Origin of the sequence: Streptomyces sp. NPDC052079 (genome assembly GCF_040680275.1) — a bacterium.
Classification (GTDB): Bacteria; Actinomycetota; Actinomycetes; order Streptomycetales; family Streptomycetaceae; genus Streptomyces.
Genome location: NZ_JBFAWL010000004.1, coordinates 113992 through 137652, shown reverse-complemented (window position 1 = coordinate 137652; position 23661 = coordinate 113992). Strand labels below are relative to the sequence as shown.

The window sequence follows — 23661 nt, the reverse complement described above, 5'->3', positions numbered from 1 at the left end:
GACCGCCCGGAATCGGGTACACCGGTCCCATGACCGCCATGAGCGCTGTGGACACGGAGCCAGGACTCGCCGACCGCATCCTCGGAGGCTGGCTGGGCCGGATCGCGGGCAACATGCTGGGCAAGCCGGTGGAGCAGGGCGAGGTGTGGACGCGTGACCGCATCGACCGCTACCTCCGGCGGACGGGCGCCCTCCCCCTCACCGACTACCTGCCCGAGCCGCCGACCGAGAGCGAGGGCCTCCAGCTGCGCCCCGAGTGGCGGTCCTGCGTCCGCGGGCGCATCCACGGCAGCTGCCGCGACGACGACATCGACTACGCGATCCTCGGCCTCACCCTGCTGGAGACCCACGGCTTCGCGTTCAGCACCGAGCAGGTCGGCGACCTGTGGCTGCTGCGGCTGCCGTATCTGCAGACGTTCACGGCGGAGCGGGCGGCGTACCGGAACCTCGCGAACGGACTCCGGCCGCCGCTGACGGCCACGTACGACAACCCCTACCAGGAGTGGATCGGCGCCCTGATCCGCGCCGACATCCACGGCTGGACCTCACCGGGCGCCCCGCGCCGCGCCGCCTCGCTGGCCCGCCGGGACGCGGTGCTGTCCCACACCGGCAACGGCGTGTACGGGGCGATGTGGGCGGCGGCGCTGATCTCGGCGGCGTTCACGGCGGTCACGGTGCGCGAGGCGGTGGAGGAGGCGCTGACGGTGATCCCGGCGAGCAGCCGCCTCGCCCGGACGGTGCGCAGAGTGTGCTGCCTGCACGAGGCGGGGCTCGCCTGGGAGGACACCCTCACCACGCTCGACGAGGAGACGGCGGGCCTCGGCTGGATCCACACGGTGCCGAACGCGGCCGTGCTCACCGCGGGGCTGCTGTACGGCGACGGCGACTTCACCCGCACCGTCGCGCTCACGGTGCGCGGCGGCCTGGACACGGACTCGAACGGGGCGACGGCCGGCTCGGTGGCCGGGGTACTGTGCGGCGCCGCGGCCGTCCCGGACCAGTGGAAGGACCCGCTCCAGGACACGGTGCGCAGCGCCGTCTTCGGTTTCGACGGGGTACGGATCAGCGAACTCGCGGAACGGACGCTGCGGCTGGCGCGGGCGGAGGCCTGACGGGTCCCGCCCCGTGCACCCGGCGTGTGCGCCGCCGTGTGTCGATCACGGGACCGGCGTGTGCTGTGGTGCGCCCCGGGAGCCGGTCGCCGTCCCCGGCGGGCGGCCCGGTACCGCCGTTACGCTTGCCGCATGGCCACCACCCAGGACGCCCAGGGCTTCGCCGCCTACCTCGCCTCGCTCCCCCGTGTCTTCGCCGGCGCCGCCGCTCTCTTCCGGGACGAGGAGGGCCGGGTGCTGCTGGTCGAGCCGAACTACCGGGAGGGCTGGGCGCTGCCCGGCGGAACGATCGAGTCGGACGACGGGGAGAGCCCGCGCGAGGGGGCGCGGCGCGAGACGGCCGAGGAGATCGGGCTGGACCGGGAGCTGGGACGGCTGCTGGCGGTGGACTGGGTGCACGGGGAGGGCCGGCCGCCGCTGGTGGCGTACCTGTACGACGGCGGCGTGCTCGGTGCGGACGATCTCGCGGCGATCCGGCTGCAGGAGTCGGAGCTGCTGTCCTCGCGGCTCGTGCCGCGCTGGGACCTGGCCGAGTACCTCCACGGCCCCCTGAGGCGCCGGGTGCTGGCCGCCCTGGACGTCCTGGCGGACGGTTCGTGCACCGCGGAGCTGGAGGACGGGCACCGAGTTCACTGAGCCCGCACGGCCATCGCCACCCGCGCCAATCCGTTCGCCGGGCGGACGCGTCGCCGCCTACCCTCGCCCCATGAGCAAGCCCCTCGTCGCCCTCCTCACCGGTGCCGGTATCAGCACGGACTCCGGCATCCCGGACTACCGCGGGCCGAACGGGCTGTGGCGCCGCGATCCCGAGGCCGAGAAGCTGGTGACGTACGAGTACTACATGGGCTACCCGGAGATCCGCCGCCGGTCGTGGCAGATGCGGCGGAGGACCTTCGCGCTCGCCGCGGAGCCCAACGCCGCGCACCGCGCCGTGGCCGGGCTGGAGCGGTCCGGGGTGCCGGTGCGGGTGATCACCCAGAACGTGGACGGGCTGCACCAGCTGGCCGGAATGCCGGACCGCAAGGTGCTCGAACTGCACGGCACGGTACGGAGCGTGGTGTGCACCGAGTGCCATGCGCGCAGTGCGATGGAGGACGCGCTCGCCCGGGTCGAGGCCGGTGAGGACGATCCGCCGTGTCAGGACTGCGGCGGCGTTCTGAAGCCGGCCACGGTGATGTTCGGCGAGCCGCTCGACCCGGTGGTGCTCGGCGAGGCGGCGGCGATCAGCAAGGCCTGTACCGTCTTCGTCGCCGTCGGGACCAGTCTCCAGGTCCACCCCGCCGCCGGTCTCGCGGACGTGGCCGCCGACCACGGCGCCCGTCTGATCATCGTCAACGCCGAGCCGACCCCGTACGACGACCGGGCGAACGAGGTCATCCGGGAGCCGATCGGCACCGCGCTGCCCGGGCTGCTGCGCCGGATCGCGTCCTGAGCCGCCTCAGAAGAGCGCGGCTCCCCGTTCGAAGTCGAGCAGGCGCTGTTTGCGGGGCAGGCCGCCGCCGTAGCCGGTGAGGCTGCCGGTGGAGCCGATGACGCGGTGGCAGGGGACGATGATGCTGATCGGGTTGCGGCCATTGGCGAGACCGACGGCGCGGGAGGCCTTGGGGTTGCCCAGGGCGTCGGCGAGTTGGCCGTAGGTGCGGGTCTCGCCGTAGGGGATGCGCGCCAGCTGCTCCCACACCCGGCGCTGGAACGGGGTGCCGTGCAGCCGGAGTTCGAGGGTGAACTCCTTCAGGTCGCCCGCGAAGTAGGCGGCCAGTTGGTCCTTCGTCTCCGTGAAGGGAGCGTCGTCGGGGGCGCCGAAGGTCTCCTCCGGCGGGCGGTGGCGATGGTCGCTCATGTAGAGGCCGCACAGGATGCCGTCGTCGGCGACGAGGGTCAGGGGGCCGTAGGGGCTGTCGATCACCGTGTGCTGCTTCATCGGCTGTGTGTCCTTGGCTTCTCAGACCGGCAGGAAGTTGATCGGGTGGCTGTCCGTCGCCCAGAGATACTGCACCGCGTACGCCCGCCAGGGCCGCCAGGCCGCCGCGCGTGCGGTGAGGGCCGCCGGGGTGGAGGGCAGGCCGAGGTCCCGGGCGGCGCGGCGGATGCCGAGGTCGGTGGGGAGGAACGCGTCGGGGTCGCCGAGGGCGCGCATGGCGATGACGTCCACCGTCCAGGGGCCGAAGCCGGGGAGGGCGAGGAGCCGGGTCCGGGTCTCGGGCCAGTCGCTCCCGGCCCCGAGGCGGAGGTCGCCGTCGGCCAGCCGGCGGACCAGGGTGGTGAAGGTGGTGCGGCGGGTGCGGGGCAGGGCGAGTGTCCCGGGGTCGAGCGCGGCCAGCGCCTCGGGGGTGGGGAAGAGGTGGGTGAGGCCGCCCTCGGGGTCGTCCACCGGTGTGCCGTGCGCGGCGACCAGGCGGGCCGCGTGGGTGCGGGCGGCGGCCGTGGACACCTGCTGGCCGAGGACGGCCCGTACGGCGAACTCGGCCGCGTCGACCGTGCGCGGCACGCGGCGGCCGGGTGCCTTGTCGACCAGGGGGGCGAGCACCGGGTCCGTGCGCAGATGGTCGTCGACGGCGACGGGGTCGGCGTCCAGGTCGAGCAGGCGGCGGCAGCGGCTGATGGCGACGGTGAGGTCGCGGGGGTCGCTGAGGGCGAGGCGGCAGGCGATGTGGTCCGGGTGGGGGGTCAGTGCCACGATGCCGTGCCCGTACGGCAGTCGCAGCGTGCGCCGGTAGGCGCCGTCCCGCCATTCCTCCACCCCGGGTACGGCGGTGGCGGCGAGGTGGCCGAAGAGGTTGTCGGGGTTGAGCGGGGCGCGGAACGGCAGGCGGAGGCAGAGCACGCCCGGGGTGGTGCGGGTGGCGTTCCTCGGTGCCCGGGTGCGCAGGTCGCTCGGGGAGAGCGCGAAGACCTCGCGCACGGTGTCGTTGAAGGTGCGGACGGAGGAGAAGCCGGCCGCGAAGGCGATCTCCGCCATCGGCAGCCCCGTCGTCTCGATGAGCAGCCGTGCGGTCTGTGCGCGCTGGGCGCGGGCGAGGGCCAGGGGGCCGGCGCCGACCTCGGCGAGCAGCTGGCGTTCGACCTGCCGGGTGCTGTAGCCGAGGCGGGCGGCGAGTCCGGGGACGCCCTCGCGGTCCACGACGCCGTCGGCGATCAGCCGCATGGCGCGGGCCACGAGGTCGGCGCGGTGGTTCCATTCCGGTGAGCCGGGGCTGGCGTCGGGACGGCAGCGTTTGCAGGCCCGGAACCCGGCCTGCCGGCATGCGGCGGCGCTCGGGTGGAAGACCATGTTCTCGGGCTTGGGCGGCACCACCGGACAGCTGGGCCGGCAGTAGATGCCGGTGGTGAGGACGGCGGTGAAGAACCAGCCGTCGAACCGCGCGTCCTTCGACCGCACGGCGCGCACGCAGCGCTCGGTGTCGGTGTGCATCCCCTTGTGCATGTCTCAAGGATCGGTGATGGGCGGCACGCGGGTCCGGCGGGAATCCGACATCGACGTCACGTGTCCTGCGGCTGCCCGGATCGCCCCGCCGACGCGCGGAGCGGCCGCAGTCCTTCAGCCTGGCCTGCACTGCGGAGCGCTTGTGGCCGGCGAGCGCCGGGGCCGCTCCGTCGTCCACGCGATGCACGCCCACCATGTCGCCGAGCTGCTCGACCACGCCGTCCACCACGTGGAGCATCCCCGGCCGGCGATCAGCGACACGGCCGGGTGAGCAGCCCCCGCATGGTCTCGGCCGCGCGTACGGCGGCGTCCGCGCAGCAGTTGTTGAACAGCACGTGCAGCTCCTCCGTCCGCCGGGCCGCGCGACGCAACCGGGGCACCCAGGCGGCGAGTTCGGTCACGTCGTAGTCGTGCCGGAAGCGGTCCTCCTTGCTGCCCCTCCCCCAGGCCGCGCTGCGGCCATGGAACCGCACGACGGCCGGCGCGGGACGGGTGACGGGCACGACGCGCGGCAGGGACCCGGTGAGCCCCTGGGCCATGTCCACACCGACCGCCGCGGCTCCCAAGCTGGACAGCAACGCACGCGTGTCCTCCGCCCGTTCCGCCGCCCACCACGCGGGGTGCCGGAACTCGACGGCGAGCGGCCAGCCCGCCGTGCGCCGCGCGCAGTCCTCCAGCGCCCGCTCGGCGACGGCTCCCGGCGCGAACCGGGGCGGGAACTGGAACAGCACGGCTCCCAGCCGGCCGGCCCGGCGCAGCGGCTCGACCGCCTCCGCGAACCTCCCCCTCCAGCAGCGCGCCGTCCACCGGCCGGTTCCGCAGGTCCGCGGGGAGCGCCTGCTGCCGGGTGGGGTGGCCGGTCAGCAGCGAGAACGCCTTGACGTCGAAGCGGAATCCGTCCGGTGTGCGCTCCACCCACAGCTCGCTGTTGCGGCGGCTGGGCAACGCGTAGTAGGCGGAGTCCACTTCGACGACGGGCAGCCTGGTGGCGTAGTGCCGCAGCCGGCCCTCGGCGTCCCGCCGTCCGCGCGGATACCAGCCGCTCGCCACGAGTTGACGGTCCGTCCATGAACATGCCCCGACCAGAATGTCACCCATGGAGCCCGGTTACGGGCTCCCGCGGGTGTGTCCCGCTACCGGGTCGCCGTGGGACGGCGCGAGGCCGCCGTCGCCTCCTCGACATCGGTGAGCGGACGCAGCCGGTAGGTGTACGCGTAGTCCCGGTCGGCGAACAGCTTGAACTCGTCGTGGGTGTGCGCGCCCCAGCTGTTGTCGCCGCCCACGCCCATCTGACGGTGGTTGACCCGCAGCACGACCGCGTCCCGCGGGGTCAGCTGGTAGTCGTGCCGCACACCGGCCGACAGGTCCTCCGGGGTGAAGTGCGAGGCGTTGATCTCCAGGAGGGGTTCGCCCGACACCAGCAGACCGCGCCCGCCCCGGTCGGTCAGGGCCGCCCAGCGGACGTCTGTCTTGTTGCCGTTCTCCTGCGGGCGGATGTACGGGGTCCACTGGTCGGCGACGGTGGAGGAGTAGAGCCCCACGTCGGTACCGGTGTTGCGGTCCCAGTGGTTCTCCTCCGGGCCGCGGCCGTAGTAGTGCAGGCGGTCGAGGCGGCGCGGCAGGAACAGCAGCGTGCCCACCTCGGGGATGTACGGCAGGTTCGGGGCACCCGGGTGGAGGGTGTTGTCGATCTTGATCTCGCCGTTGCCGAAGACGGTGTAGGTCGTGGACCAAGTGGATTCCACGGTGGTGGGCAGGGTGCCGGCGACCCTGATCTCGACGGCGCGGTCGTCGAGCGTCCGCACGGTGACGTCCGTGACCTTCCGGCGGGCGCCCGCGTCGCGCCAGGTCTGGTTGCGGAGGTGCTGGCCGTTGCCCCTGTCGTTGTCGGTGGGCGCCCGCCAGAAGTTGGGCACGGGCCCGGAGGTGATCAGACGGGTGCCGTTCGCCTCGTAGGAGGTGAGGATGCCGCTGCTCCGGTCGACGGTGACCGAGAAGCCCCGTCCGGTGATCCGGATGTCGCCGTCGCGGTCCTCGTGGCGCAGTGCCGGGACGCGTGAGAGGGGAACAGGCGTCACGGCCGGGGTCGCGGCGTCGAGTGGGAGCTGGTGCCGGGCCACCTCGAAGCCGGCCTTCGCCCACTTCGTGGACTCCCTGGTGGTGAAGGAGAGCTGGAGGAAGTACTCGGTCCCCGGGTCGGGGTTCTCGGGGAGGCCTACGGGGAGACTGATCTCCTTGCCCGATCGCGGCGGCACGTCCAGCTGGTCCCGGGTGAGACGTCCGCGCCGTACGACCTGGCCGTCCGCGACGAGTTCCCACCGGCCGTCGAACGCGCGCAGGCCGGTGAACAGGTGCTCGTTGGTGAGGGTGACGTCGCCGGGGCCGCCGCCGGGGGTGCGGGCGGCGCCGATCGCCTGGTAGACGCGCTTGATCTCGACGGCCTTGCCGGTGTGCCCGCGGTCGGCGGTGACGATGCCGTCCGCGACGAAGGCGCCGTCGTTGGGGTTGTCGCCCCAGTCGCCGCCGTAGGCGAGGAACGACTTCTGCCGCGGCCGCTTGGTCTCCGTCCGGACGGTGGCCGCGTCGAACCAGAACCGCACGCCGTCGTCGCCGGGCCCCCGGGCGTCGGAGGCCAGTTCGGCGGCGGTGAGGGGGCGGGCGTAGACGCGGGCGCGGCGGATGGTGCCGCTGAACTCCCGGGTCTGGTGGTCGGCGTCCGAGGCGAGCGCGAGCGGCGCGGTGTTGCTGCTGGGCCGCCGGTCGGTGGTGCGGGTGGCCCGGACCGCGCCGTCGGCGTACAGGGTCAGGGTGCCGGCTTCGGCGTCGAAGACGCCCGCGATGTGGTGCTCGCGTCCGGTCCAGTCGTCCGGGAGCTGCCAGTTCGCGGTGATCCACTGCCCCGCGGAGTGGATGAAGAACTCGAGTCTGCGGTCGGTCTGCTTCAGCGCGTACTGGGTGTCGCCCTTGGCGATGATCGGCTGGTGGTACCCGGTCACGTCGGGGGTGATCCAGGCCTCGAGGGTCAGTGAACCCGTGAGGTCGAGGCTGTCGGCGCGTTCGAAGACGGTGATGCCGGACAGGCCCCGGTCGCGGTCGAGGCGGCCGCGCGTGGCGAGGATCTCGCCGCGCAGGCCGGACGGTCCCGACTCGGTGAGCAGGGTGCGGGCGGGGACCGGCGTGTGGAGGGACTGGTCGACGAAGTCCCAGATCCAGCCGCCCTGGAGTACGTCGTGACGGCGGACGACGTCCCAGTACTTCTTGAAGTTGCCGTTGGAGTTCCCCATCGCGTGCGAGTACTCGATCATGACGTACGGCCGGGTGTCGGCGGTGTCCCGGGCGCGCTGCTCGACGCGTGAGGGGCTCTCGTACATCTCCGAGCGGATGTCGCTGATGCCGGGCCGGTCGTCTCCCTCGTACTGGATGACGCGGGTGGGGTCGTAGGAGCGGATCCAGTCGTGCATGGCGGTGAAGGTGGAGCCGCCGCCGGCCTCGTTGCCGAGCGACCAGATGACCACCGAGGGGTGGTTCTTGTCGCGGTGGACCATGTTCTGGGCGCGGGCGACGCAGGCCGCCGTCCACTCGGGGTGGTCGCCGGGGTAGGAGGAACGGATGCCATGGGTCTCGAGGTTGGTCTCGTCGATGAGGTAGAGGCCGTACTCGTCGGCGAGTTCGTACCACAGCGGGTTGTTGGGGTAGTGCGAGGTGCGGACGGAGTTGATGTTCAGCCGTTTGATGAGGGTGATGTCCGCGATCAGGTCCTCGCGGGTGAGGGCGGTGCCGCGGGCCGGATGCATCTCGTGGCGGTTGGTGCCGCGGAAGGAGACGGGTTCGCCGTTGATGCACATCAGCCCGTCCTTGATCGTGAACTCGCGGAAGCCGACGCGGTGGGACAGCGTCTCGGTCACTTCCCCGGCCGGGTCGCGGAGCCTTAGTACGGCCGTGTAGAGGTTCGGCTGTTCCGCCGACCACAGCCGGGGCCGCGGCACGGCCTTCGACGCCCGTACGGTGACGTCCTCGCCGGCGCCTGCCGTACCGAGGTCGGCGGTCTGCTCCAGCGGCCGGGACCAGACCGCGTGTCCGCGCGCGTCGTAGAGCTGGGTCTCGACGGTGTACCGGCCGCTCGCGCCGTCGCCGTACGCCCGCACGCTCGCGGTGACGGCCAGCTCGGCTTGCGTGTAGGTGTCGTTCAGGGGCGTGTCCAGTGTGAAGTCGCGCAGGTGCACGGCCGGGGTGGAGTACAGGTGGACCGAGCGGAAGATGCCGCTCAGCCGGATCATGTCCTGGTCCTCCAGCCAGTCGCCGTCGGCGTAGCGGTACACCTCCACGGCGATCTGGTTGGTACCGGGCTTCAGCAGGTCCGTGATGTCGTACTCGGAGGGTGTGTAGGAGTCCTCGTCGTAGCCGGCCAGTTCGCCGTTGATCCATACGTAGTGCGCGGACTTGACGCCCTCGAAGTGCAGGAAGGTACGGCGGCCCCGCCAGTCGCGCGGGACGGTGAAGGTGCGCCGGTACTGGCCGACGGGGTTGTAGCGGGTCGGGGCGGCGGGCGGCTGTGGGTCCTCGCCGCGGCCGTTGGGGCCCCAGTACGGGTAGGTGATGTTGAGGTAGATGGGGAAGTCGTGGCCGTGCAGTTGCCACACGGACGGCACCGGGATGGTCTCCCAGTCGCTGTCGTCGGTGTCGGTGCGGTGGAAGTCGACGTCCCGGTCGTCGGGGCGGTCGGCGTAGGCGAACTTCCAGTCGCCGTCGAGGCTCAGCCGGTAGGGCGAGCGGGTGCGGTCCCCGGCGACGGCCTGTCTCACGTCCGCGTACCGCGTGAGAGTGGTGTGCGGCGGCTCGGTGCCGAGCCGGAAGACACCGAAGTCGTTCCACTCGGGGGGCGCCGCGGCGGCCGCCCGCCGGCCGGCCGCGTGCACGGCTCCGGCCGGGGCGGACAGGGCGAGGGCGCCGAGCACGGCGGCGCCCGACTCCAGGAGCCGGCGGCGGCTGACCACCGGCCGGGCGGGCCGGTCGGCGGGGGACACAGGGGGGTGCGGCATGACCGTGGCCTTCCTCGGTACGACAGGGCGCTGCGCGGACTGAGGGCACGCGGATTCCCCCTCGGCACCTCGTCCGGGACGGGGACGTTGCCCCAGGGAAGAATCACAACGGCTGGTGACGGAGAAACTACTGAGCCAGCGACACCCTAGGACTCGAACACAACCGAAGCAATGATGCCGTCGGACTCTGTGCGGTCCTGATGGTTCCCTCCGTCCGGCCGTCTTCCTCGCGCACACCCCTCGGCACCTGGCCTACCCGCGGGTAAAATAGGGGCAAAGGTGTCGGTTGTCGTCCGTAGCGGCCGGCACCGCGGTTCATGCCCTCAGACCCGTACCGGTGAGAAGAGGCGCGTCATGGATCCATGGCTGATCTGGCTGATCGTCGCGGCCGTCCTGGCGGTGGCGGAGGTCCTCACCCTCACTGCCGCCCTGGGGATGCTCGGTGTGGCCGCTCTGGTCACTGCGGGAGCGGCGGCGGTCGGGCTGCCGATATGGCTGCAGTTGCTCGTGTACGCGCTGGTCGCTTCCGGCACGCTGCTGTTCGTACGCCCGCTCGCCCTGAGCCATATGCGCGGGCCGCAGACCGCGCGCTTCGGCACGGACGCCCTGATCGGCAAGCCCGCCTATGTCGTCTCCGACGTGACGGGCACCGGCGGCAGGGTCCGTATCGGCGGCGAGGAATGGACGGCCCGCAGCTACGACGAAACCCTTGTGATCACCTCCGGAACAACCGTCGACGTCATAGAGATCAGCGGCGCCACCGCGCTCGTCTACCCCCGGGACTGAAGCCATGGACATCAGCGCCTCTCTCATCGCCGGCCTGATCATCGCGCTCTTCGCGATCTTCACCGTCGTGCGGGCCGTCCGTATCGTGCCGCAGGCACGCGCTCGCAACGTCGAGCGACTCGGCCGCTACCACCGGACCCTCACCCCCGGACTCAGCCTCGTCATCCCCTACATCGACCGGGTGCACCCCCTGATCGACCTGCGGGAACAGGTGGTCTCCTTCAAACCGCAGCCGGTCATCACCGAGGACAACCTGGTCGTCGAGATCGACACCGTGCTCTACTTCCAGGTCACCGATCCGCGTGCGGCCTTCTACGAGATCGCCAACTTCCTGCAGGCCGTCGAGCAGCTCACCGTCACGACGCTGCGCAACGTCGTGGGATCCATGGACCTGGAGAAGACCCTCACCTCGCGGGACACCATCAACAGCCAGCTCCGCGGGGTGCTGGACGAGGCCACCGGCAAGTGGGGGCTGCGGGTCAACCGCGTCGAGATCAAGGCCATCGACCCGCCGACGTCCATCAAGGAGGCGATGCAGAAGCAGATGCGGGCCGAGCGGGACAAGCGGGCGGCGATCCTTGGCGCCGAGGGGCAGCGGCAGTCGCAGATCCTCACCGCCGAGGGCGACAAGCAGGCGGCCGTGCTGCGCGCGGAGGGCAACCGGACCGCTGCGATCCTCCAGGCCGAGGGCCAGTCCCGGGCCATCGACGAGGTCTTCCAGGCCGTGCACCGCAACGACCCCGACCCCAAGCTCCTCGCCTACCAGTACCTCCAGGCACTTCCCCAGCTCGCGCAGGGCTCGGGCAACAACTTCTGGGTCATTCCCAGCGAGATCACGTCCGCGCTCCAGGGCGTGTCCAGGGCCTTCACCGAAACACTGCCCCCGTCGCCCGCCACCCGCGAGAAGCCGTCGGCCGACGAGAGCGCCGCCAAGGCCGCCGACGACACCGCACAGGCGGCCCGGGCGGCGGCAGAGGCCGTGGCGGACGCCGCGGAGGCCGACACACCGGGGAGTCTGCGGCACCGGAGCCTGGCCGAAGGGGGCGGGACCGGCGCGTGACACCCGCGGGACCGGGCGGCCCCGCGGGTGTCACGCTCAGGCCGCCTGTCCGGCGGCCGCGACGAGGGACGTACGGCTATCGAGGGCGTCGGAGAACTGGTCGACGACCTGTGCGAGTGCCTCGGCCGCACCCTGAGTGACTGTCAGGGTGCCGTCGTCGCCCACCGTGATGTCCTTGTCGAGGGTGAACCAGCCCTGGACGATGTGCGCGGCACCCATGGAACTGAGCACCGGGCGCAGTGCGTAGTCGATCGCCAGGACGTGTGCCGTCGTCCCGCCGGTCGCCAGCGGCAGGATCGTCTTGCCGGCCAGCCCGTACCGCGGCAGCAGGTCCAGCAAGGACTTCAGCAGCCCCGAGTAGGCGGCCTTGTACACGGGCGTGCCGATCACCACTCCGTCGACGCGGGCGAACAGCTGGGCGGCCTCGACGATCGCGGGGTGCCGGACATCGGCGCCGAGGAGTGCCTCGGCGGGGAGGGTGCGGACGTCGAGCGGGATCACCTCATGGCCCTGAGCGGCGAGCCGGCGGTCGAGGTGGCGCAGCAGCCGGGCGGTTCGCGAGGTGGCGGAGGGGCCTCCGTGGACGGCCGGCCCCACATCCTGCCCGTCGACGGCGACGAAGGCATCCGCGCCAACCAGTGGCACACCGACGTCACCCTGGTGATCTTCGACAACCGCAGCACCCAGCACTACGCCCCCGACGACTACGGTGACCTGCCGCGCCTGCTGCACCGGGTGACCGTCGCGGGTGACGTTCCCGCCGGGATCGACGGCACCCTCAGCCATGTCCTCGAGGGTGACGACGCCTCCCGCTACACCCCCGCCGTGGCCTGACCCGGCCGCGACGGGCGTCAGTGCAGCTGCGCGGCGAACGCCTTGTGGGCGTGGTCGTCGAAGAGGACGAAGACGACCTCTTCGACGGCCGTGTCCGCCGCTCTGACCGTCTCGACGGCGATGCGGGCCGCGTCCTCCATCGGCCAGCGGTAGACACCCGTGGAGATGGCGGGGAACGCGACCGTGCGGGCGCCGAGTTCGTCGGCGGCGCGCAGGGACTCGCGGTAGCAGGAGGCGAGGAGCTCCGAACGGTCCTCGGCGGCGCTGAACACCGGGCCCACGGTGTGGATCACCCAGCGGGCGTCCAGGTTCCCCGCGGTGGTGGCGACCGCCTGGCCGGTGGGCAGGCCCTTGCCGTACCGGGAGGCGCGGAGCCTGCGGCAGTCCTCCAGGATCGCCGGGCCGCCCCGGCGGTGGATCGCGCCGTCGACGCCTCCCCCGCCCAGCAGGGAGGAGTTGGCCGCGTTGACGATCGCGTCGGCGCTCCGGCGGGTGATGTCGCCCTGGACGAGCGTGATCGTGGTGGTCATGTCCGACGGAGCCTCCTCCAGACCGCCTTCGCCGCGTTGTGTCCGGACATGCCGTGCACGCCGGGGCCGGGCGGAGTGGCGGACGAGCAGATGAAGACGGCGGGGTGCGGGGTCGCGTAGGGGAACAGGGAGAGCTTCGGGCGCAGCAGCGCCTGGAGTCCGGAGACGGCGCCGGTGGCGATGTCGCCGCCCACGTAGTTGGCGTTGCGGGCGGCGAGTTCCGGCGGTCCGGCCGTGGCGCGGGCGAGGACGCGGTCGCGGAAACCGGGGGCGTAGCGCTCCAGTTGGCGCTCCATGGCGTCGGTGAGGTCGCCGGTCCAGCCGTTCGGCACATGGCCGTAGGCCCAGAAGACCTGCCGGCCGGCCGGGGCGCGGCTGGGGTCGATGACGCCGGGCTGCACGGTGATGAGGAAGGGGGCGTCGGGGGCGCGGCCCTCGCGGGACGCGGCGCGCAGGGCGGCGCCGATCTCGGCGCTGTTCGCGCCGATCTGCACGGTGCCGGCGGCGCGGGCCTCGGGGGCGGTCCACGGCACGGGGCCGTCCAGCGCATAGTCGATCTTGAAGACGCCGGGGCCGTAGCGGTAGTTCGCGTAGTGGCCGCCGAATCCGGCGATGCGGGCCAGGGCCGTGGGCGAGGTGTCGAAGACATACGCGCGGGCGGGCGGCAGGTCGTCGAGCCGCTTGACCTCGTAGTCGGTGTGGATGGCGCCGCCGAGGTCCTTGAGATACGCGGCGAGGGCGTCGGAGATCGCCTGGGAGCCCCCGCGGGCGACGGGCCAGCCGCGGGCGTGCGCGGCGAGGGCGAAGACCAGGCCGACGGCGCCGGTGGCGAGGCCGTTCAGGGGGGCCATGACGTGAGCGACGAGGCCGGCGAACAGGGTGGGTGCCCGCTCGTCGCGGAAGCGCCGGGTGAGCCAGGTGGAGGGCGGCAGGCCGGTCAGGCCGAAGCGGGCCAGGGTCAGCGGGTCGCGCGGCAGCGCGGACAGGGGAAGGGACATGAAGTCGCGGACCAGGGTGTCCCACTTGGGCAGGAAGGGTTCGACGAGGCGGCGGTAGGTGCCGGCGTCGCGCGGGCCGAAGGAGGCGGCGGTCTCGCCCACCGACCGGGACAGCACGGCCGCCGTGCCGTCGGGGAAGGGGTGCGCCATGGGGATGGCGGGGTGCAGCCATTCCAGGCCGTAGCGGTCCAGCGGGAGGTCGCGGAACGCGGGCGAGCTGATGGCGAGGGGGTGTGCGGCGGAGCACGGGTCGTGGCGGAAGCCGGGAAGGGTGAGTTCCTCGGTGCGGGCGCCGCCGCCGACGGTGTCCTTCGCCTCGAACAGGGCCACCGAGAAACCGCGCCTGGCCAGTTCCACGGCTGCGGTCAGCCCGTTCGGCCCCGCACCCACCACGACCGCATCGAGCATCGACGGCACCTTCGGACTCCTTGTCAGCCGGCGGCCACAGGGGATCAGGATATGCCGGGCGCGGAACGAACGCCCGGGGCGTCGCGCCCGGGGTGGGTCAGGCCCCCTCCGACAGCAGGGAGACCACCCGCCGCGCGGTGGCCGCGTCCCGGGCCGCCGTGAAGGGCAGGGCGTTGCCTCCCCTGATGTCGAAGGGCCTGCCCGCGCGGGTGAGGTGGGCGCCTCCGGCCTCCGTCACGAGGAGCAGCCCGGCCGCATGGTCCCAGGCGGCTTCCCAGGAGAATGCGGTGGCGTCGGACGCGCCGCGGGCGACGGCCAGGTACTCAAGGCCGGCCGAGCCGCAGGAACGCGGGGCCACGCCGTCGGTCCGCAGGCCGAGCAGGGCGCGCTTCTGTTCGTCCGTGGTGTAGTCCGGGTGGGAGGTGGCGACGCGCAGATCGCTGCCGGGGTCCGGGGAGCCGGCGCGCAGCGGCTCGCCGCCGAGGCGGGCGCCGTGTCCCCGGACGGCCGTGGCGAGTTCCTCGTGGACGGGGGCGTAGGTCCAGGAGGCGTACATGACGCCGCGCACGGCGAGGGAGACCAGGGTGCAGAAGCCGGTGTCGCCGTGCACGAACTGGCGGGTCCCGTCGACGGGGTCGACGATCCAGACCGGGGCCTCGCCCCGTAGCGCCTCGTAGGACGCGGGATTGGCGTGCACCGCCTCCTCGCCCACGACGGCGGAGCCGGGCAGCAGGGCGGCGAGGGCCTCGGTGAGATACAGCTCGGCCTTGCGGTCGGCGTCCGTCACCAGGTCGTGCGGGCCGGTCTTGAGGTCCACCTCGTGCTCAGCGAGACGGCGCCAGCGCGGCATGATCTCCTGCGTGGCGGCCTTGCGGATGGCCTCCTCCACGTCGGAGGCGTGCCGGGCGAGAAACCCGTCGATGGTGTCGCTGTCGTTCTCGATCATGACTCCATGAGAGCACGCCGCACTGACATTCCCATCCCTCCCGGTGCACTCCGGGTGGAATCAGCCGGAACATGAGGTGTCCGTCCGCCCTTAGGCCTGTCCGGCGGATCATGCCGGGGACGCGGAGTCTGGCACGCCCATCTGCGGCGTCGGTCGCCGTACTCCCCCACGCTCGAGCGGGGACCCCCGTCGCGTCGGCTCCCTCCTCCGCCGTGCGGCTGGACGCACCGGACCCCGCTCACACCTGGGTTGTAAGGCGCCGCGCCTTTCCCCCGACTTGATCCGCCGGACAGGCCCTCGCTCCGTGGGTTCAACGGCCCACCGCGTAGCCCTGCTGGCCGCGTGGGTTGGCCGCCGCGGACAGGATGCCGGTGGCCGGGTCCCGTGCGACGGCGCACAGACGGCCCTCCGACCAGGCGTCGCCGACCGTCACCTCGTGGCCGCGCCGACGCAGCGCCTCCACCACCACCGGGTCCATGCGGGACTCGACGGTGACGCTGCCCGGACGCATGCCGCGCGGGTAGAAGGAGCCGGGGAAGCTGTCGTTGTGCCAGTTCGGGGCGTCGATGGCGCCCTGGAGGTCGAGTCCGCCGCGCACCTTGGGGCGCAGGGCGACGGCGAGGAAGAAGTGCAGCTGCCACTGGTCCTGCTGGTCCCCGCCGGGCGTACCGAACGCCATGACAGGGACGCCGTCGCGCAGCGCCAGGGACGGTGTCAGGGTGGTCCTGGGGCGCCGGCCCGGGGTGAGGGTGTTGGGCAGGCCCTCCTCCAGCCAGGTCATCTGCAGCCGGGTGCCGAGCGGAAAGCCCAGCTCGGGCACGACGGGGTTGGACTGGAGCCAGCCGCCGCTGGGGGTGGCCGCGATCATGTTGCCCCAGCGGTCCACGATGTCCAGGTGGCAGGTGTCGCCGCGGGTGCCGCCGTCGGCGCGGACGTCCGGTTCGCCGGGCACGGGGGACGTGGGGCTCTTGGCGACCGTGGGCTCCCCGACGCCCATCGGGAGGGAGCCGGGAGCGTCGGTGGCCACCACCCGCGCGTGGGCGCTGAGCCGTGGCGCGCGTCCGCCGGGGCTGCCCGGCCGCAGGTCGTGGGAGGCGCGGGGGCCGACCTTGGTCCGCCGCTCGGCGTTGTACTCGGCCGACAGCAGGTCGTCGAGCGGCACCTCGGCCGCGTCCCCGTACCAGGCCTCGCGGTCGGCCATGGCCAGCTTGCAGCCCTCGATCAGCAGGTGCAGGTAGTCGGCGGAGCCGGAGCGGGGCAGTTCCGGCGGGAGCAGGGCGAGCTGCTGGAGCAGCACCGGACCCTGGCTCCAGGGTCCGGCCTTGCACACGGTCCAGCCGTCGAAGTCGTACGTCACCGGGGTCTCGTAGGTGGCGGACCAGCCGGCGAGGTCCGCGGCGGTGAGCGTGCCGGTGTGGCGTTCGCCGCTGGTGTCCATGGTCGGGCGTTGCGCCTGCCGGACCAGGGCCTCGGCTATGAATCCGCTGCGCCACACCTCCCGCGCGGCGTCGATCTGCGCCTCCCGGTCACCGGCCCCGGCGACCTCGGCGAGCAGCCGCTTCCAGGTGGCGGCGAGGGCGGGGTTGCGCAGCAGCTCGCCGGGGCGCGGTGCCCGGCCGCCCGGCAGATACACCTCGGCCGAGGAGGTCCACTCCGTCTCGAACAGCTCGCGTACGGTCTCGATCGTCCCGGAGACCCGCTCGACGGGCGGATGCCCGTCCTCGGCGTACCCGATGGCGTACTTCAGGACGTCGGCGAGGGGCTTGGTGCCGTGGTCGCGCAGGAGGAGCATCCAGGCGTCGAAGGCGCCGGGCACGGCGGCGGCGAGCGGTCCGGTACCGGGGACGAGGTCCAGTCCGAGCCCGGTGTAGTGGGCGACGCTAGCCCCGGCCGGTGCGACACCCTGCCCGCACAGCACCCGCACCTCACCGTCGGCCGGCGCCAGCAGGATCGGCACCTCGCCCGCCGGGCCGTTGAGGTGCGGTTCGACGACGTGCAGGACGAAGGCTCCGGCCACGGCCGCGTCGTAGGCGTTGCCGCCGTCCTCCAGCACCGCCATCGCCGACTGCGAGGCCAGCCAATGGGTGGAGGACACCATGCCGAAGGTGCCCTGAAGGGTGGGGCGGGTGGTGAACATTGGGCCTCCCTGGGAAACGTGCGCCGGGAGCCTCCTCCTCCCGCTGCCCCAGCAGGCTATCGATCGCCCCGCGCCCCTTCGTCCCCGCCTCCGGCCGGCGTGATGTGGCTGATGTGGGGCGGCGTACGGGCGGTTCGCGACCGGCGCGAGACCTCGTCTTCGAGCGGTGCGTTTCCTGCCGTGCGTCGGGAGGGCACGTAGTGGTGGTTTCGGCTGGAGGCACTGGTTCCGGACCGGAGCGAGAGGGCTGAATGGAGGGGAAGCCGGAGCCCGCGGCCCTGCCCCGCCCGACTTCACCACTCCTGGCCCAACACCCCCTCCGGAGGACGTTTTTGGTGCAGCAGATGGCATCACGCCCCTACCGACTGGCCGTGGCACCGACCGTACGGCGCATGTCCATCGTGGCCCGGGTGTACGGGTATCCGCCGGATCACAACGCAGGCTCGGAGTGGATGCTGCACTCGATGCTGCGCCCCCTGGCCGACCGCGGCCACCAGGTCTCGGTGTGGCTGTCCCACCCCGGCAGGAGCGAGAAGACCTACGAGATGGACGGGGTGCGGGTCGTTCCCTTCCAGGAGGAGCGGGGCGAGTACAGCCGCACCTACCGGCTCGGCGTGAAGGTCGACCTCAGCGACGGCTCGACCCGCACCACCCATGTGGACGTGGAGGTCCTGTGGCCGGGCTACGACCCGAACAACGGGCGGATCGGGCGGCCCTTCGTCCGTCTGCCCTATGACACGGGCTGGGGTGGGACCCCCAACAGCCAGGCCGGCTTCGGCTGCGTGGCGGACAACGGCTACATCGCCGACAAGTTCATCGTCGACCTGGTCAACCCCCGGCAGGACAGGCCGAACCTGCCCGGCAACAACAGCGACCACGTGTTCTACCAACTGGTCCACGAGGACGGCACGCCGTCCCACCTCACTCCCGATCCGGTCAAGCTCACCGTCAAGGGCCACTCGGACGCCGGGACCCGCAACAAGCGCATCCTGGACGCCGTGAACCTGCTCGACGAGGGTGACCGGCCCGGCTACTACCGGTTCCTGGTCTGGCCGCAGTCCACCAACACCTCCGACGGCAAGGCCAGCGCCCTGAGCTGGAATCCGCAGAGGCCGGAGGACGCCTTCCAGCTCGGAAGCGTCTACTTCCGGTATACGGCCGCCCGCACCGCGCACTTCTCCGTGACCCCGGGCGGGCCGCCGGACGTACGGCTGACCGCCGGTGGCCCCGTGGGCTACCCGGGGGTGCACCTGACCACGCACGAAGGACCGGTCGCCGAGCAGACCGTCACCGTCACCCTGCCCCAGGGGATGGGACTGCGGTTCGTGGAGCAAGGCAATCCCGGCTACCAGCTGACCGTGCAGGACAGTGACGGAGCCACCAAGCAGTTCATCGGCCGGCTCTCCCCGGACGGCCAGACCCTCACCTTCAAGGTCAACCTGGCGCTGTCGGGCAAGGTCTCGGAGTCCCGCGCGTGGGTGGCGGTCAGGGCCGTCGACCCGACCATCGCGGGCCGCACGTCCCTGACGTTCCAGGTGGGGAGCCAGACGAGCGCGAGCACCCCCGTCGAGGTCGGCGCCCGCTGACCGATCCCCGGCGCAAGGAGCCGGTAGGGGGCGGGGAACAACCCCGCCCCCGTCGGTGTTGGTGCGGGCGGCGGAAGGGAAGGCGGAGTCGTGCACGGTGAGTACAAGGTTCCCGGCGGCAAGCTCGTCGTCGTGGACGTGGACGTGGAGGACGGCGTGCTGCGGCACCCCCGGGTGGCGGGCGACTTCTTCCTCGAACCCGACGAGGCACTGGACGCCGTGAACCGCGCGCTGGACGGCGCCCCCGCCGGCACCGACGCCGCCGGCCTGGCCGCACGGATCGACGCCGCCCTCCCCGAGGGCACCGTGATGTACGGGCTCACGTCGGAGGGTGTCGGCGTCGCGGTGCGCCGCGCGCTGGCGCACGCCACCGACTGGACCGACTACGACTGGCAGTTCCTCCACGAGGGGCCGCGGTCCCCCGCGTTCCACATGGCGCTGGACGAGGTGCTGACCGCCGAGGTCGCCGCCGGCCGGCGTCCCCCGACGCTGCGGGTGTGGGAGTGGGGCGCCCCGGCGGTGATCATCGGCAGCTTCCAGTCGCTGCGCAACGAGGTCGACGCCGAGGGCGCGCGGCGGCACGGCATCGAGGTGGTGCGCCGGATCTCCGGCGGCGGCGCGATGTTCGTGGAGCCGGGCAACACCATCACCTACTCGCTGTCGGTGCCCGAGGCGCTGGTGCAGGGGCTGTCGTTCCAGGACAGCTACGCCTATCTCGACGACTGGGTGCTCGGCGCCCTCGGCGAGATGGGGATCCGGGCCTGGTATCAGCCGCTGAACGACATCGCCACCGACCAGGGCAAGATCGCCGGCGCCGCGCAGAAGCGGGTCGTCGGTCCCGACGGCGGCCCCGGTGCGGTGCTGCACCATGTGACGATGGCCTACGACATCGACGCCGACAAGATGCTCGAAGTGCTGCGCATCGGGCGGGAGAAGCTGTCCGGCAAGGGCACGAGGAGCGCGCAGAAGCGGGTCGATCCGCTGCGCCGGCAGACCGGTCTGCCGCGCGAGGCCGTCATCGAGCGGATGGTCGACTCGTTCCGCGCCCGGTACGGTCTCGCCGACGGGAAGGTGACGGACGAGGAACTGGCTCGCGCGCAGGAGCTGGCGGAGACGAAGTTCACCGCGCCGGAGTGGATCGCGCGCGTGCCCTGACCGCTCAAATCGCCTGTTTCCCAGAGGAATCGAGGCAACCGGCCGCCCCGGACGGTACGCCCCCGTCACCGCGCGCCTACGGAACGAGTTGACCCTTCCGCACCACAACAATGCGTGTGACACTGGCGTCCCGTCCGCAGTGCGGACTCCCTCCGCACCTTCCCCCACGAGATGTGCGCCGTGCCTTCCTTTTCTCTGCCGATCGCCCTGACCGCGCGCCTGTCCCCGGTGGTAGTCCTCGCCGCGGCGGGCTGGGCCCTGTCGTCCGGCCCGCTGGCCGCTCCGCAGGCCGCCGCCGACAAGAGCCCCACCGAGAAGACGAAGACCCAGTCGGCCTCCGCCCCCTCCGAAAGCCAGGCCGTGAAGACGTACGCCGCCGCACCCGCGCCGTGCGACAGCATCGCCGCCAAGACCGTCAACTCCCTTGTGCCCGGCACCAAGACGGCCGGCAAGGAGATACCGTCCACGGACGCCAAGCTGCGCCGCACCTGTTCCTGGAACGCGCTCAAGGGCTACGAGTACCGCTGGCTCGACGTGTCCTTCGAGGTGCTGGCATCGGACGAGGCGGCGGAGCGGTCGTACCAGGGGCGGCTGGAGGAGAAGAGCGGCGGGGGCGCGGTTCCCGGGCTCGGGGACGCGGCGTACTCGGTGGTGAACCTGGCCACCGAGGACAAGCAGCAGACCCGTGAGGGCGTGGTGGTGGCGCGCGCCTCCAACGCGCTGGTGATCGTGACGTACAACGGCAGCGACTTCGAGTCGAAGAAGGCGCCGGGCACGGACGAGATCAACAAGGGGGCCATCAAGGCCGCCAAGGAGGCCGTGGCCGCCCTGGGCGACGCCTGACGCTGATCCGGAATTGATGGTTCCGTGACATCTGTCACACCGGTTTCGCGATCTGACCGGGTCGCTTAGTAGGAACCGCACCGACGACATGGGGGACTTGTCCGGCTTGCCGGGAAAGAGGACCGGGCCCGGGCGGGTGGCGACCGGGCGGGGAGCCGGTAGCCGCGCCTTCTGGGGCGCATGAGGGTTTCTGACGCGGCGGAAGGTGTCCCGAGGAGCCCCTCACCAGGGGGTCGGCACGCTCCCCCGGCCCATCGCAAGCCCCTGCGGAGCTACGAAGCCGGGTAGGAGAAGAGCCCTTTGCGCCCGGCGCCGGGCCGTCCGAAGAATGACCAGCCTCCGACAGCAGGGGTGAGGTCACTCATGGGAAAGCACCGCCATCAGCAGAAGTACCGCCGCACGGTCGTCGCGACCGTCGCCATCGGCGTCATAGGCATCCCCTCGGTCGCCATGGCCTGTACGGACTGGCCCGGCGCTGAGGAACAGCAGGGCCGGGACGCCACCGCCGCGGCCACGAACAGCCACCGGTGGAACGGACCCGACTGGTACCGCCAGTGGAGCAGCCAGCAGCACGGCAAGCCCTCGGCGGCACCGTCGGACACGGCGGCCGCCACCGCGAGCGCTTCGAAGCCCGGCACACCCAAGGGCGGCACCGAGGCGTCGCACGCGCCGCAGAAGAAGAAGTCGACGGCCCCCAAGGTGCCCGCCGCCAAGCCCACCACCGCGGCCCCGAAGCCCACCACGGCGGCCCCGAAGCCGAGCACGGCCGCTCCGAAGCCCACCACGGCCGCTCCCAAGCCCTCCGCCACCACCTCGAGCCCCGCCCCGACGGGCGGCGCCCAGGCATCCGGCGCCGTCGCCAAGGTCGTGGAGCTCGTCAACGCCGAACGCGGCAAGGCGGGCTGCTCCCCGGTGAAGCTGAATGCCACCCTGACCAAGGCGGCGCAGGACCACAGCAAGGACATGGCGGCGAGCGGCACCATGTCGCACACCGGCTCCGACGGCTCCTCCCCCGGCGACCGCATCACCCGCGCCGGCTACAACTGGAGCACCTACGGCGAGAACGTCGCCTACGGCTACTCCACGCCGGAGCAGGTGATGCAGGGCTGGATGAACAGCTCCGGCCACAAGGCGAACATCCTGAACTGCGCGTTCAAGGAGATCGGCGTCGGCCTCGCCCAGCCCGGGTCCTACTGGACCCAGGACTTCGGCACGGCCCGCTAGAGCCAGTCCGCCGTACGGCCGCTCACCCGCGCCGGTGCCGGGCCATCAGTCCCACGTACACCACCAGCGACGCGGCGAGGCCCACCGCCCAGCCGTAGTCCGCGAGGGGCTTCAGGAAGGGGATCAGCCCGTCCTCGGGGAAGGGTCCCTTGCCCGGGGCCGAGTGGGAGCCGCCGACCGCGAGCACCCCGCCGATCAGGAAGGCGCCGACGGCGCGCAGGTTCCAGCCGGAGGTGTACCAGTAGCGCCCTCCGGGGGTGTACAGGCCGGGCAGGTCCAGGGCGGTGCGGCGGACCAGCCAGTAGTCGGCGATGAGGATGCCGGCGACGGTGCCCAGGAGCCCGCCGACGAGCCCCAGCCAGGTGAAGATGTAGAGCTCGGGCGTCTCGGTGAGCTTCCACGGCATGATCAGCACGCCGACGACACCGGTGACCAGGGCGCCGGTGCGGAAGTTGATGAACCGGGGCGCGAGGTTCGCCAGGTCGTACGCGGGTGAGACCACGTTGGCCGCGATGTTCACCGAGATGGTGGCGACGAGCACCGTCACCAGGGCGAAGAGCAGCCCGAAGACGTTGTCCGTCCGCCCGGCGAGTGCGACGGGGTCCCACACCGGGGCCCCGTACACCGCCTGCGAGCCCGACGTGACGAACACGGACAGCAGCGCGAACAGGGTCATCGTGGTGGGCAGTCCGAGGGTCTGCCCCCAGACCTGGGCGCGCTGGCCCGCGCCGAAGCGGGTGAAGTCGGGAATGTTCAGACTCAGGGTCGACCAGAAGGCGATCATGCCCATCAGGGACGGGAAGAACACCGGCCAGAAGTCCGCGCCCCAGCCGAGCCGCGAGGGCTGGTCGAGGAGCGGTCCGAGGCCGCCGGCCTTCGTGGCGATCCAGGCCAGCAGCACCAGCGCGCCGACGATCACGAACGGGGCGGCCCAGTTCTCGAACCGGCGCAGGGTCTCCATCCCCCGGTAGATGATGGCGAGTTCGAGGCCCCAGAACAGCACGAAGCACACCCACAGCGTCCACGGCTGTCCGCCGACCTCCGACGCCTCGGCCCAGCCGCCGAAGAGCTTGTCGAGGAGGACGAAGATGCCCTGGCCGCCGATCCAGGTCTGGATGCCGAACCAGGCACAGGCCACCCCGGCCCGGATCATCGCCGGCAGATTGGCGCCGCGCAGCCCGAACGAGGCCCGGGCCAGCACGGGGAACGGGATGCCGTACTTGGGGCCGGCGTGACCGGTCAGCAGCATCGGCGCGAGCACGATGACGTTGGCCAGCGCGATGGTGAACACGGCCTGCTTCCAGTCCATGCCCAGGGCGACGAGACCGGAGGCGAGCAGCCAGGAGGGGATGTTGTGGGCCATCCCCACCCACAGGGCGGTGAAGTTGTACGTCGTCCAGCGGCGGCGGGCCAGCGGCACCGGCAGCAGGTCGTCGTTGACGAAGCGGCTGTCGGTGAGGGCGACGCCCGGCGGGAGCTCGACGCGTCCCGCCGGGTCGGGTATCGGGTTCTCGGGTGGTACTGGCGGCACGGGCGGGACGGTCGCGGTCATGGGCGTGTCCTTCGGGCGGTGGTACCT

18 protein-coding genes and 3 pseudogenes are annotated in these 23661 nt (G+C 72.2%); 11 read left to right on the top strand and 10 right to left on the bottom strand.

The genetic code is table 11. The features are described from left to right. Window positions 1-38 precede the first annotated feature (38 nt). The 3 genes from AB0L56_RS09870 (at window position 39) to AB0L56_RS09860 (ending at window position 2544) form a co-directional block, all read left to right on the top strand. Window positions 39-1112 carry an ADP-ribosylglycohydrolase family protein gene (locus AB0L56_RS09870; protein WP_365421011.1) on the top strand — a complete coding sequence of 358 codons (1074 nt, stop codon included), beginning with the start codon at window positions 39-41 and terminating at the stop codon, window positions 1110-1112. Window positions 1113-1244: 132 nt separating this feature from the next. Further along, window positions 1245-1748, top strand: coding sequence for an NUDIX hydrolase (locus AB0L56_RS09865; protein WP_365421008.1), 504 nt, complete (start codon window positions 1245-1247; stop codon window positions 1746-1748). Between the two features lie 70 nt (window positions 1749-1818). Next, window positions 1819-2544, top strand: a complete 726-nt coding sequence (locus tag AB0L56_RS09860) for a Sir2 family NAD-dependent protein deacetylase (RefSeq protein WP_365421005.1) — start codon at window positions 1819-1821, stop codon at window positions 2542-2544. 6 nt (window positions 2545-2550) lie between these two features. Here the strand turns inward: AB0L56_RS09860 and AB0L56_RS09855 are convergent, their stop codons facing one another. Together AB0L56_RS09855 and AB0L56_RS09850 are read right to left on the bottom strand one after the other, a co-directional pair. Then, window positions 2551-3033 carry a methylated-DNA--[protein]-cysteine S-methyltransferase gene (locus AB0L56_RS09855; protein ID WP_365421002.1) on the bottom strand — a complete coding sequence of 161 codons (483 nt, stop codon included), beginning with the start codon at window positions 3031-3033 and terminating at the stop codon, window positions 2551-2553. Window positions 3034-3054: 21 nt separating this feature from the next. Beyond that, window positions 3055-4524 carry an AlkA N-terminal domain-containing protein gene (locus AB0L56_RS09850; protein ID WP_365421403.1) on the bottom strand — a complete coding sequence of 490 codons (1470 nt, stop codon included), beginning with the start codon at window positions 4522-4524 and terminating at the stop codon, window positions 3055-3057. A gap of 139 nt (window positions 4525-4663) precedes the next feature. Here AB0L56_RS09850 and AB0L56_RS09845 point away from each other — a divergent pair. Next, a pseudogene (locus AB0L56_RS09845) lies at window positions 4664-4807 on the top strand (transcriptional regulator); the annotation flags it as partial. On the opposite strand, the pseudogene AB0L56_RS09840 reads toward AB0L56_RS09845, so the two are convergent. Both AB0L56_RS09840 and AB0L56_RS09835 read right to left on the bottom strand, forming a co-directional pair. Further along, window positions 4788-5634, bottom strand: a pseudogene (locus AB0L56_RS09840) (DUF72 domain-containing protein). The pseudogenes AB0L56_RS09845 and AB0L56_RS09840 overlap by 20 nt on opposite strands. 35 nt (window positions 5635-5669) lie before the next feature. Then, on the bottom strand, window positions 5670-9575 hold the full coding sequence (locus AB0L56_RS09835) for a glycoside hydrolase family 2 TIM barrel-domain containing protein (protein WP_365421000.1): 3906 nt from the start codon (window positions 9573-9575) through the stop codon (window positions 5670-5672). Window positions 9576-9929: 354 nt separating this feature from the next. Between AB0L56_RS09835 and AB0L56_RS09830 the strand changes: the two genes are divergently transcribed. Both AB0L56_RS09830 and AB0L56_RS09825 read left to right on the top strand, forming a co-directional pair. Then, window positions 9930-10361, top strand: coding sequence for an NfeD family protein (locus AB0L56_RS09830; protein WP_361034583.1), 432 nt, complete (start codon window positions 9930-9932; stop codon window positions 10359-10361). Between the two features lie 4 nt (window positions 10362-10365). After that, window positions 10366-11421, top strand: a complete 1056-nt coding sequence (locus tag AB0L56_RS09825) for an SPFH domain-containing protein (protein ID WP_365420997.1) — start codon at window positions 10366-10368, stop codon at window positions 11419-11421. A 36-nt stretch (window positions 11422-11457) separates the two neighbouring features. Here AB0L56_RS09825 and ssuE read toward each other — a convergent pair whose 3' ends face one another. Beyond that, on the bottom strand, window positions 11458-12018 hold the full coding sequence (gene ssuE / locus AB0L56_RS09820; RefSeq protein ID WP_365420994.1) for an NADPH-dependent FMN reductase: 561 nt from the start codon (window positions 12016-12018) through the stop codon (window positions 11458-11460). Between the two features lie 60 nt (window positions 12019-12078). Between ssuE and AB0L56_RS09815 the strand changes: the two are divergent. Then, window positions 12079-12255 (top strand): annotated as a pseudogene (locus tag AB0L56_RS09815) (TauD/TfdA family dioxygenase); the annotation flags it as partial. A gap of 17 nt (window positions 12256-12272) precedes the next feature. Here AB0L56_RS09815 and AB0L56_RS09810 read toward each other — a convergent pair. From AB0L56_RS09810 to AB0L56_RS09795, 4 genes are all read right to left on the bottom strand, one after another. Next, window positions 12273-12785, bottom strand: coding sequence for an O-acetyl-ADP-ribose deacetylase (locus AB0L56_RS09810; RefSeq protein ID WP_365420991.1), 513 nt, complete (start codon window positions 12783-12785; stop codon window positions 12273-12275). Then, entirely contained in the window at window positions 12782-14191 is a 1410-nt protein-coding gene (locus AB0L56_RS09805) for an NAD(P)/FAD-dependent oxidoreductase (protein WP_365420988.1), read from the bottom strand. The genes AB0L56_RS09810 and AB0L56_RS09805 overlap by 4 nt, the downstream gene beginning before the upstream one ends. A gap of 97 nt (window positions 14192-14288) precedes the next feature. Then, window positions 14289-15137: an inositol monophosphatase family protein gene (locus AB0L56_RS09800; protein ID WP_361034569.1), complete on the bottom strand. Its 849-nt coding sequence runs from the start codon at window positions 15135-15137 to the stop codon at window positions 14289-14291. Between the two features lie 310 nt (window positions 15138-15447). Continuing rightward, entirely contained in the window at window positions 15448-17274 is a 1827-nt protein-coding gene (locus tag AB0L56_RS09795; RefSeq protein WP_365420984.1) for a gamma-glutamyltransferase, read from the bottom strand. A gap of 392 nt (window positions 17275-17666) precedes the next feature. Between AB0L56_RS09795 and AB0L56_RS09790 the strand changes: the two genes are divergently transcribed. The 4 genes from AB0L56_RS09790 to AB0L56_RS09775 all read left to right on the top strand — a co-directional run bounded on the left by AB0L56_RS09790 (window position 17667) and on the right by AB0L56_RS09775 (window position 22082). Continuing rightward, a complete protein-coding gene (locus tag AB0L56_RS09790) occupies window positions 17667-18860 on the top strand; it encodes a hypothetical protein (protein ID WP_365420982.1) in 1194 nt (397 codons plus the stop codon). A gap of 90 nt (window positions 18861-18950) precedes the next feature. Further along, entirely contained in the window at window positions 18951-20015 is a 1065-nt protein-coding gene (locus AB0L56_RS09785) for a biotin/lipoate A/B protein ligase family protein (protein WP_365420979.1), read from the top strand. 180 nt (window positions 20016-20195) lie between these two features. After that, a complete protein-coding gene (locus AB0L56_RS09780; RefSeq protein WP_365420976.1) occupies window positions 20196-20858 on the top strand; it encodes a hypothetical protein in 663 nt (220 codons plus the stop codon). 363 nt (window positions 20859-21221) lie between these two features. After that, window positions 21222-22082, top strand: coding sequence for a CAP domain-containing protein (locus AB0L56_RS09775; RefSeq protein ID WP_365420973.1), 861 nt, complete (start codon window positions 21222-21224; stop codon window positions 22080-22082). A gap of 22 nt (window positions 22083-22104) precedes the next feature. Here AB0L56_RS09775 and AB0L56_RS09770 read toward each other — a convergent pair whose 3' ends face one another. Next, complete coding sequence (locus AB0L56_RS09770; RefSeq protein ID WP_365420970.1) at window positions 22105-23634, bottom strand: NCS1 family nucleobase:cation symporter-1; 1530 nt, start codon at window positions 23632-23634, stop codon at window positions 22105-22107. Between the last annotated feature and the right edge of the window lie 27 nt (window positions 23635-23661).

Excerpts from the sequence above, each read along its gene's own strand:
- AB0L56_RS09800 (WP_361034569.1), bottom strand. The coding sequence starts at position 15,137 with ATGATCGAGAACGACAGCGACACCATCGACGGGTTTCTCGCCCGGCAC.
- AB0L56_RS09770 (WP_365420970.1), bottom strand. The coding sequence starts at position 23,634 with ATGACCGCGACCGTCCCGCCCGTGCCGCCAGTACCACCCGAGAACCCG.
- AB0L56_RS09870 (WP_365421011.1), top strand. The coding sequence starts at position 39 with ATGAGCGCTGTGGACACGGAGCCAGGACTCGCCGACCGCATCCTCGGA.
- AB0L56_RS09850 (WP_365421403.1), bottom strand. The coding sequence starts at position 4,524 with ATGCACACCGACACCGAGCGCTGCGTGCGCGCCGTGCGGTCGAAGGAC.
- AB0L56_RS09810 (WP_365420991.1), bottom strand. The coding sequence starts at position 12,785 with ATGACCACCACGATCACGCTCGTCCAGGGCGACATCACCCGCCGGAGC.
- AB0L56_RS09855 (WP_365421002.1), bottom strand. The coding sequence starts at position 3,033 with ATGAAGCAGCACACGGTGATCGACAGCCCCTACGGCCCCCTGACCCTC.
- AB0L56_RS09825 (WP_365420997.1), top strand. The coding sequence starts at position 10,366 with ATGGACATCAGCGCCTCTCTCATCGCCGGCCTGATCATCGCGCTCTTC.
- AB0L56_RS09775 (WP_365420973.1), top strand. The coding sequence starts at position 21,222 with ATGGGAAAGCACCGCCATCAGCAGAAGTACCGCCGCACGGTCGTCGCG.
- AB0L56_RS09790 (WP_365420982.1), top strand. The coding sequence starts at position 17,667 with ATGTCCATCGTGGCCCGGGTGTACGGGTATCCGCCGGATCACAACGCA.
- AB0L56_RS09835 (WP_365421000.1), bottom strand. The coding sequence starts at position 9,575 with ATGCCGCACCCCCCTGTGTCCCCCGCCGACCGGCCCGCCCGGCCGGTG.
- AB0L56_RS09805 (WP_365420988.1), bottom strand. The coding sequence starts at position 14,191 with ATGCTCGATGCGGTCGTGGTGGGTGCGGGGCCGAACGGGCTGACCGCA.
- AB0L56_RS09795 (WP_365420984.1), bottom strand. The coding sequence starts at position 17,274 with ATGTTCACCACCCGCCCCACCCTTCAGGGCACCTTCGGCATGGTGTCC.
- AB0L56_RS09830 (WP_361034583.1), top strand. The coding sequence starts at position 9,930 with ATGGATCCATGGCTGATCTGGCTGATCGTCGCGGCCGTCCTGGCGGTG.
- AB0L56_RS09865 (WP_365421008.1), top strand. The coding sequence starts at position 1,245 with ATGGCCACCACCCAGGACGCCCAGGGCTTCGCCGCCTACCTCGCCTCG.
- AB0L56_RS09860 (WP_365421005.1), top strand. The coding sequence starts at position 1,819 with ATGAGCAAGCCCCTCGTCGCCCTCCTCACCGGTGCCGGTATCAGCACG.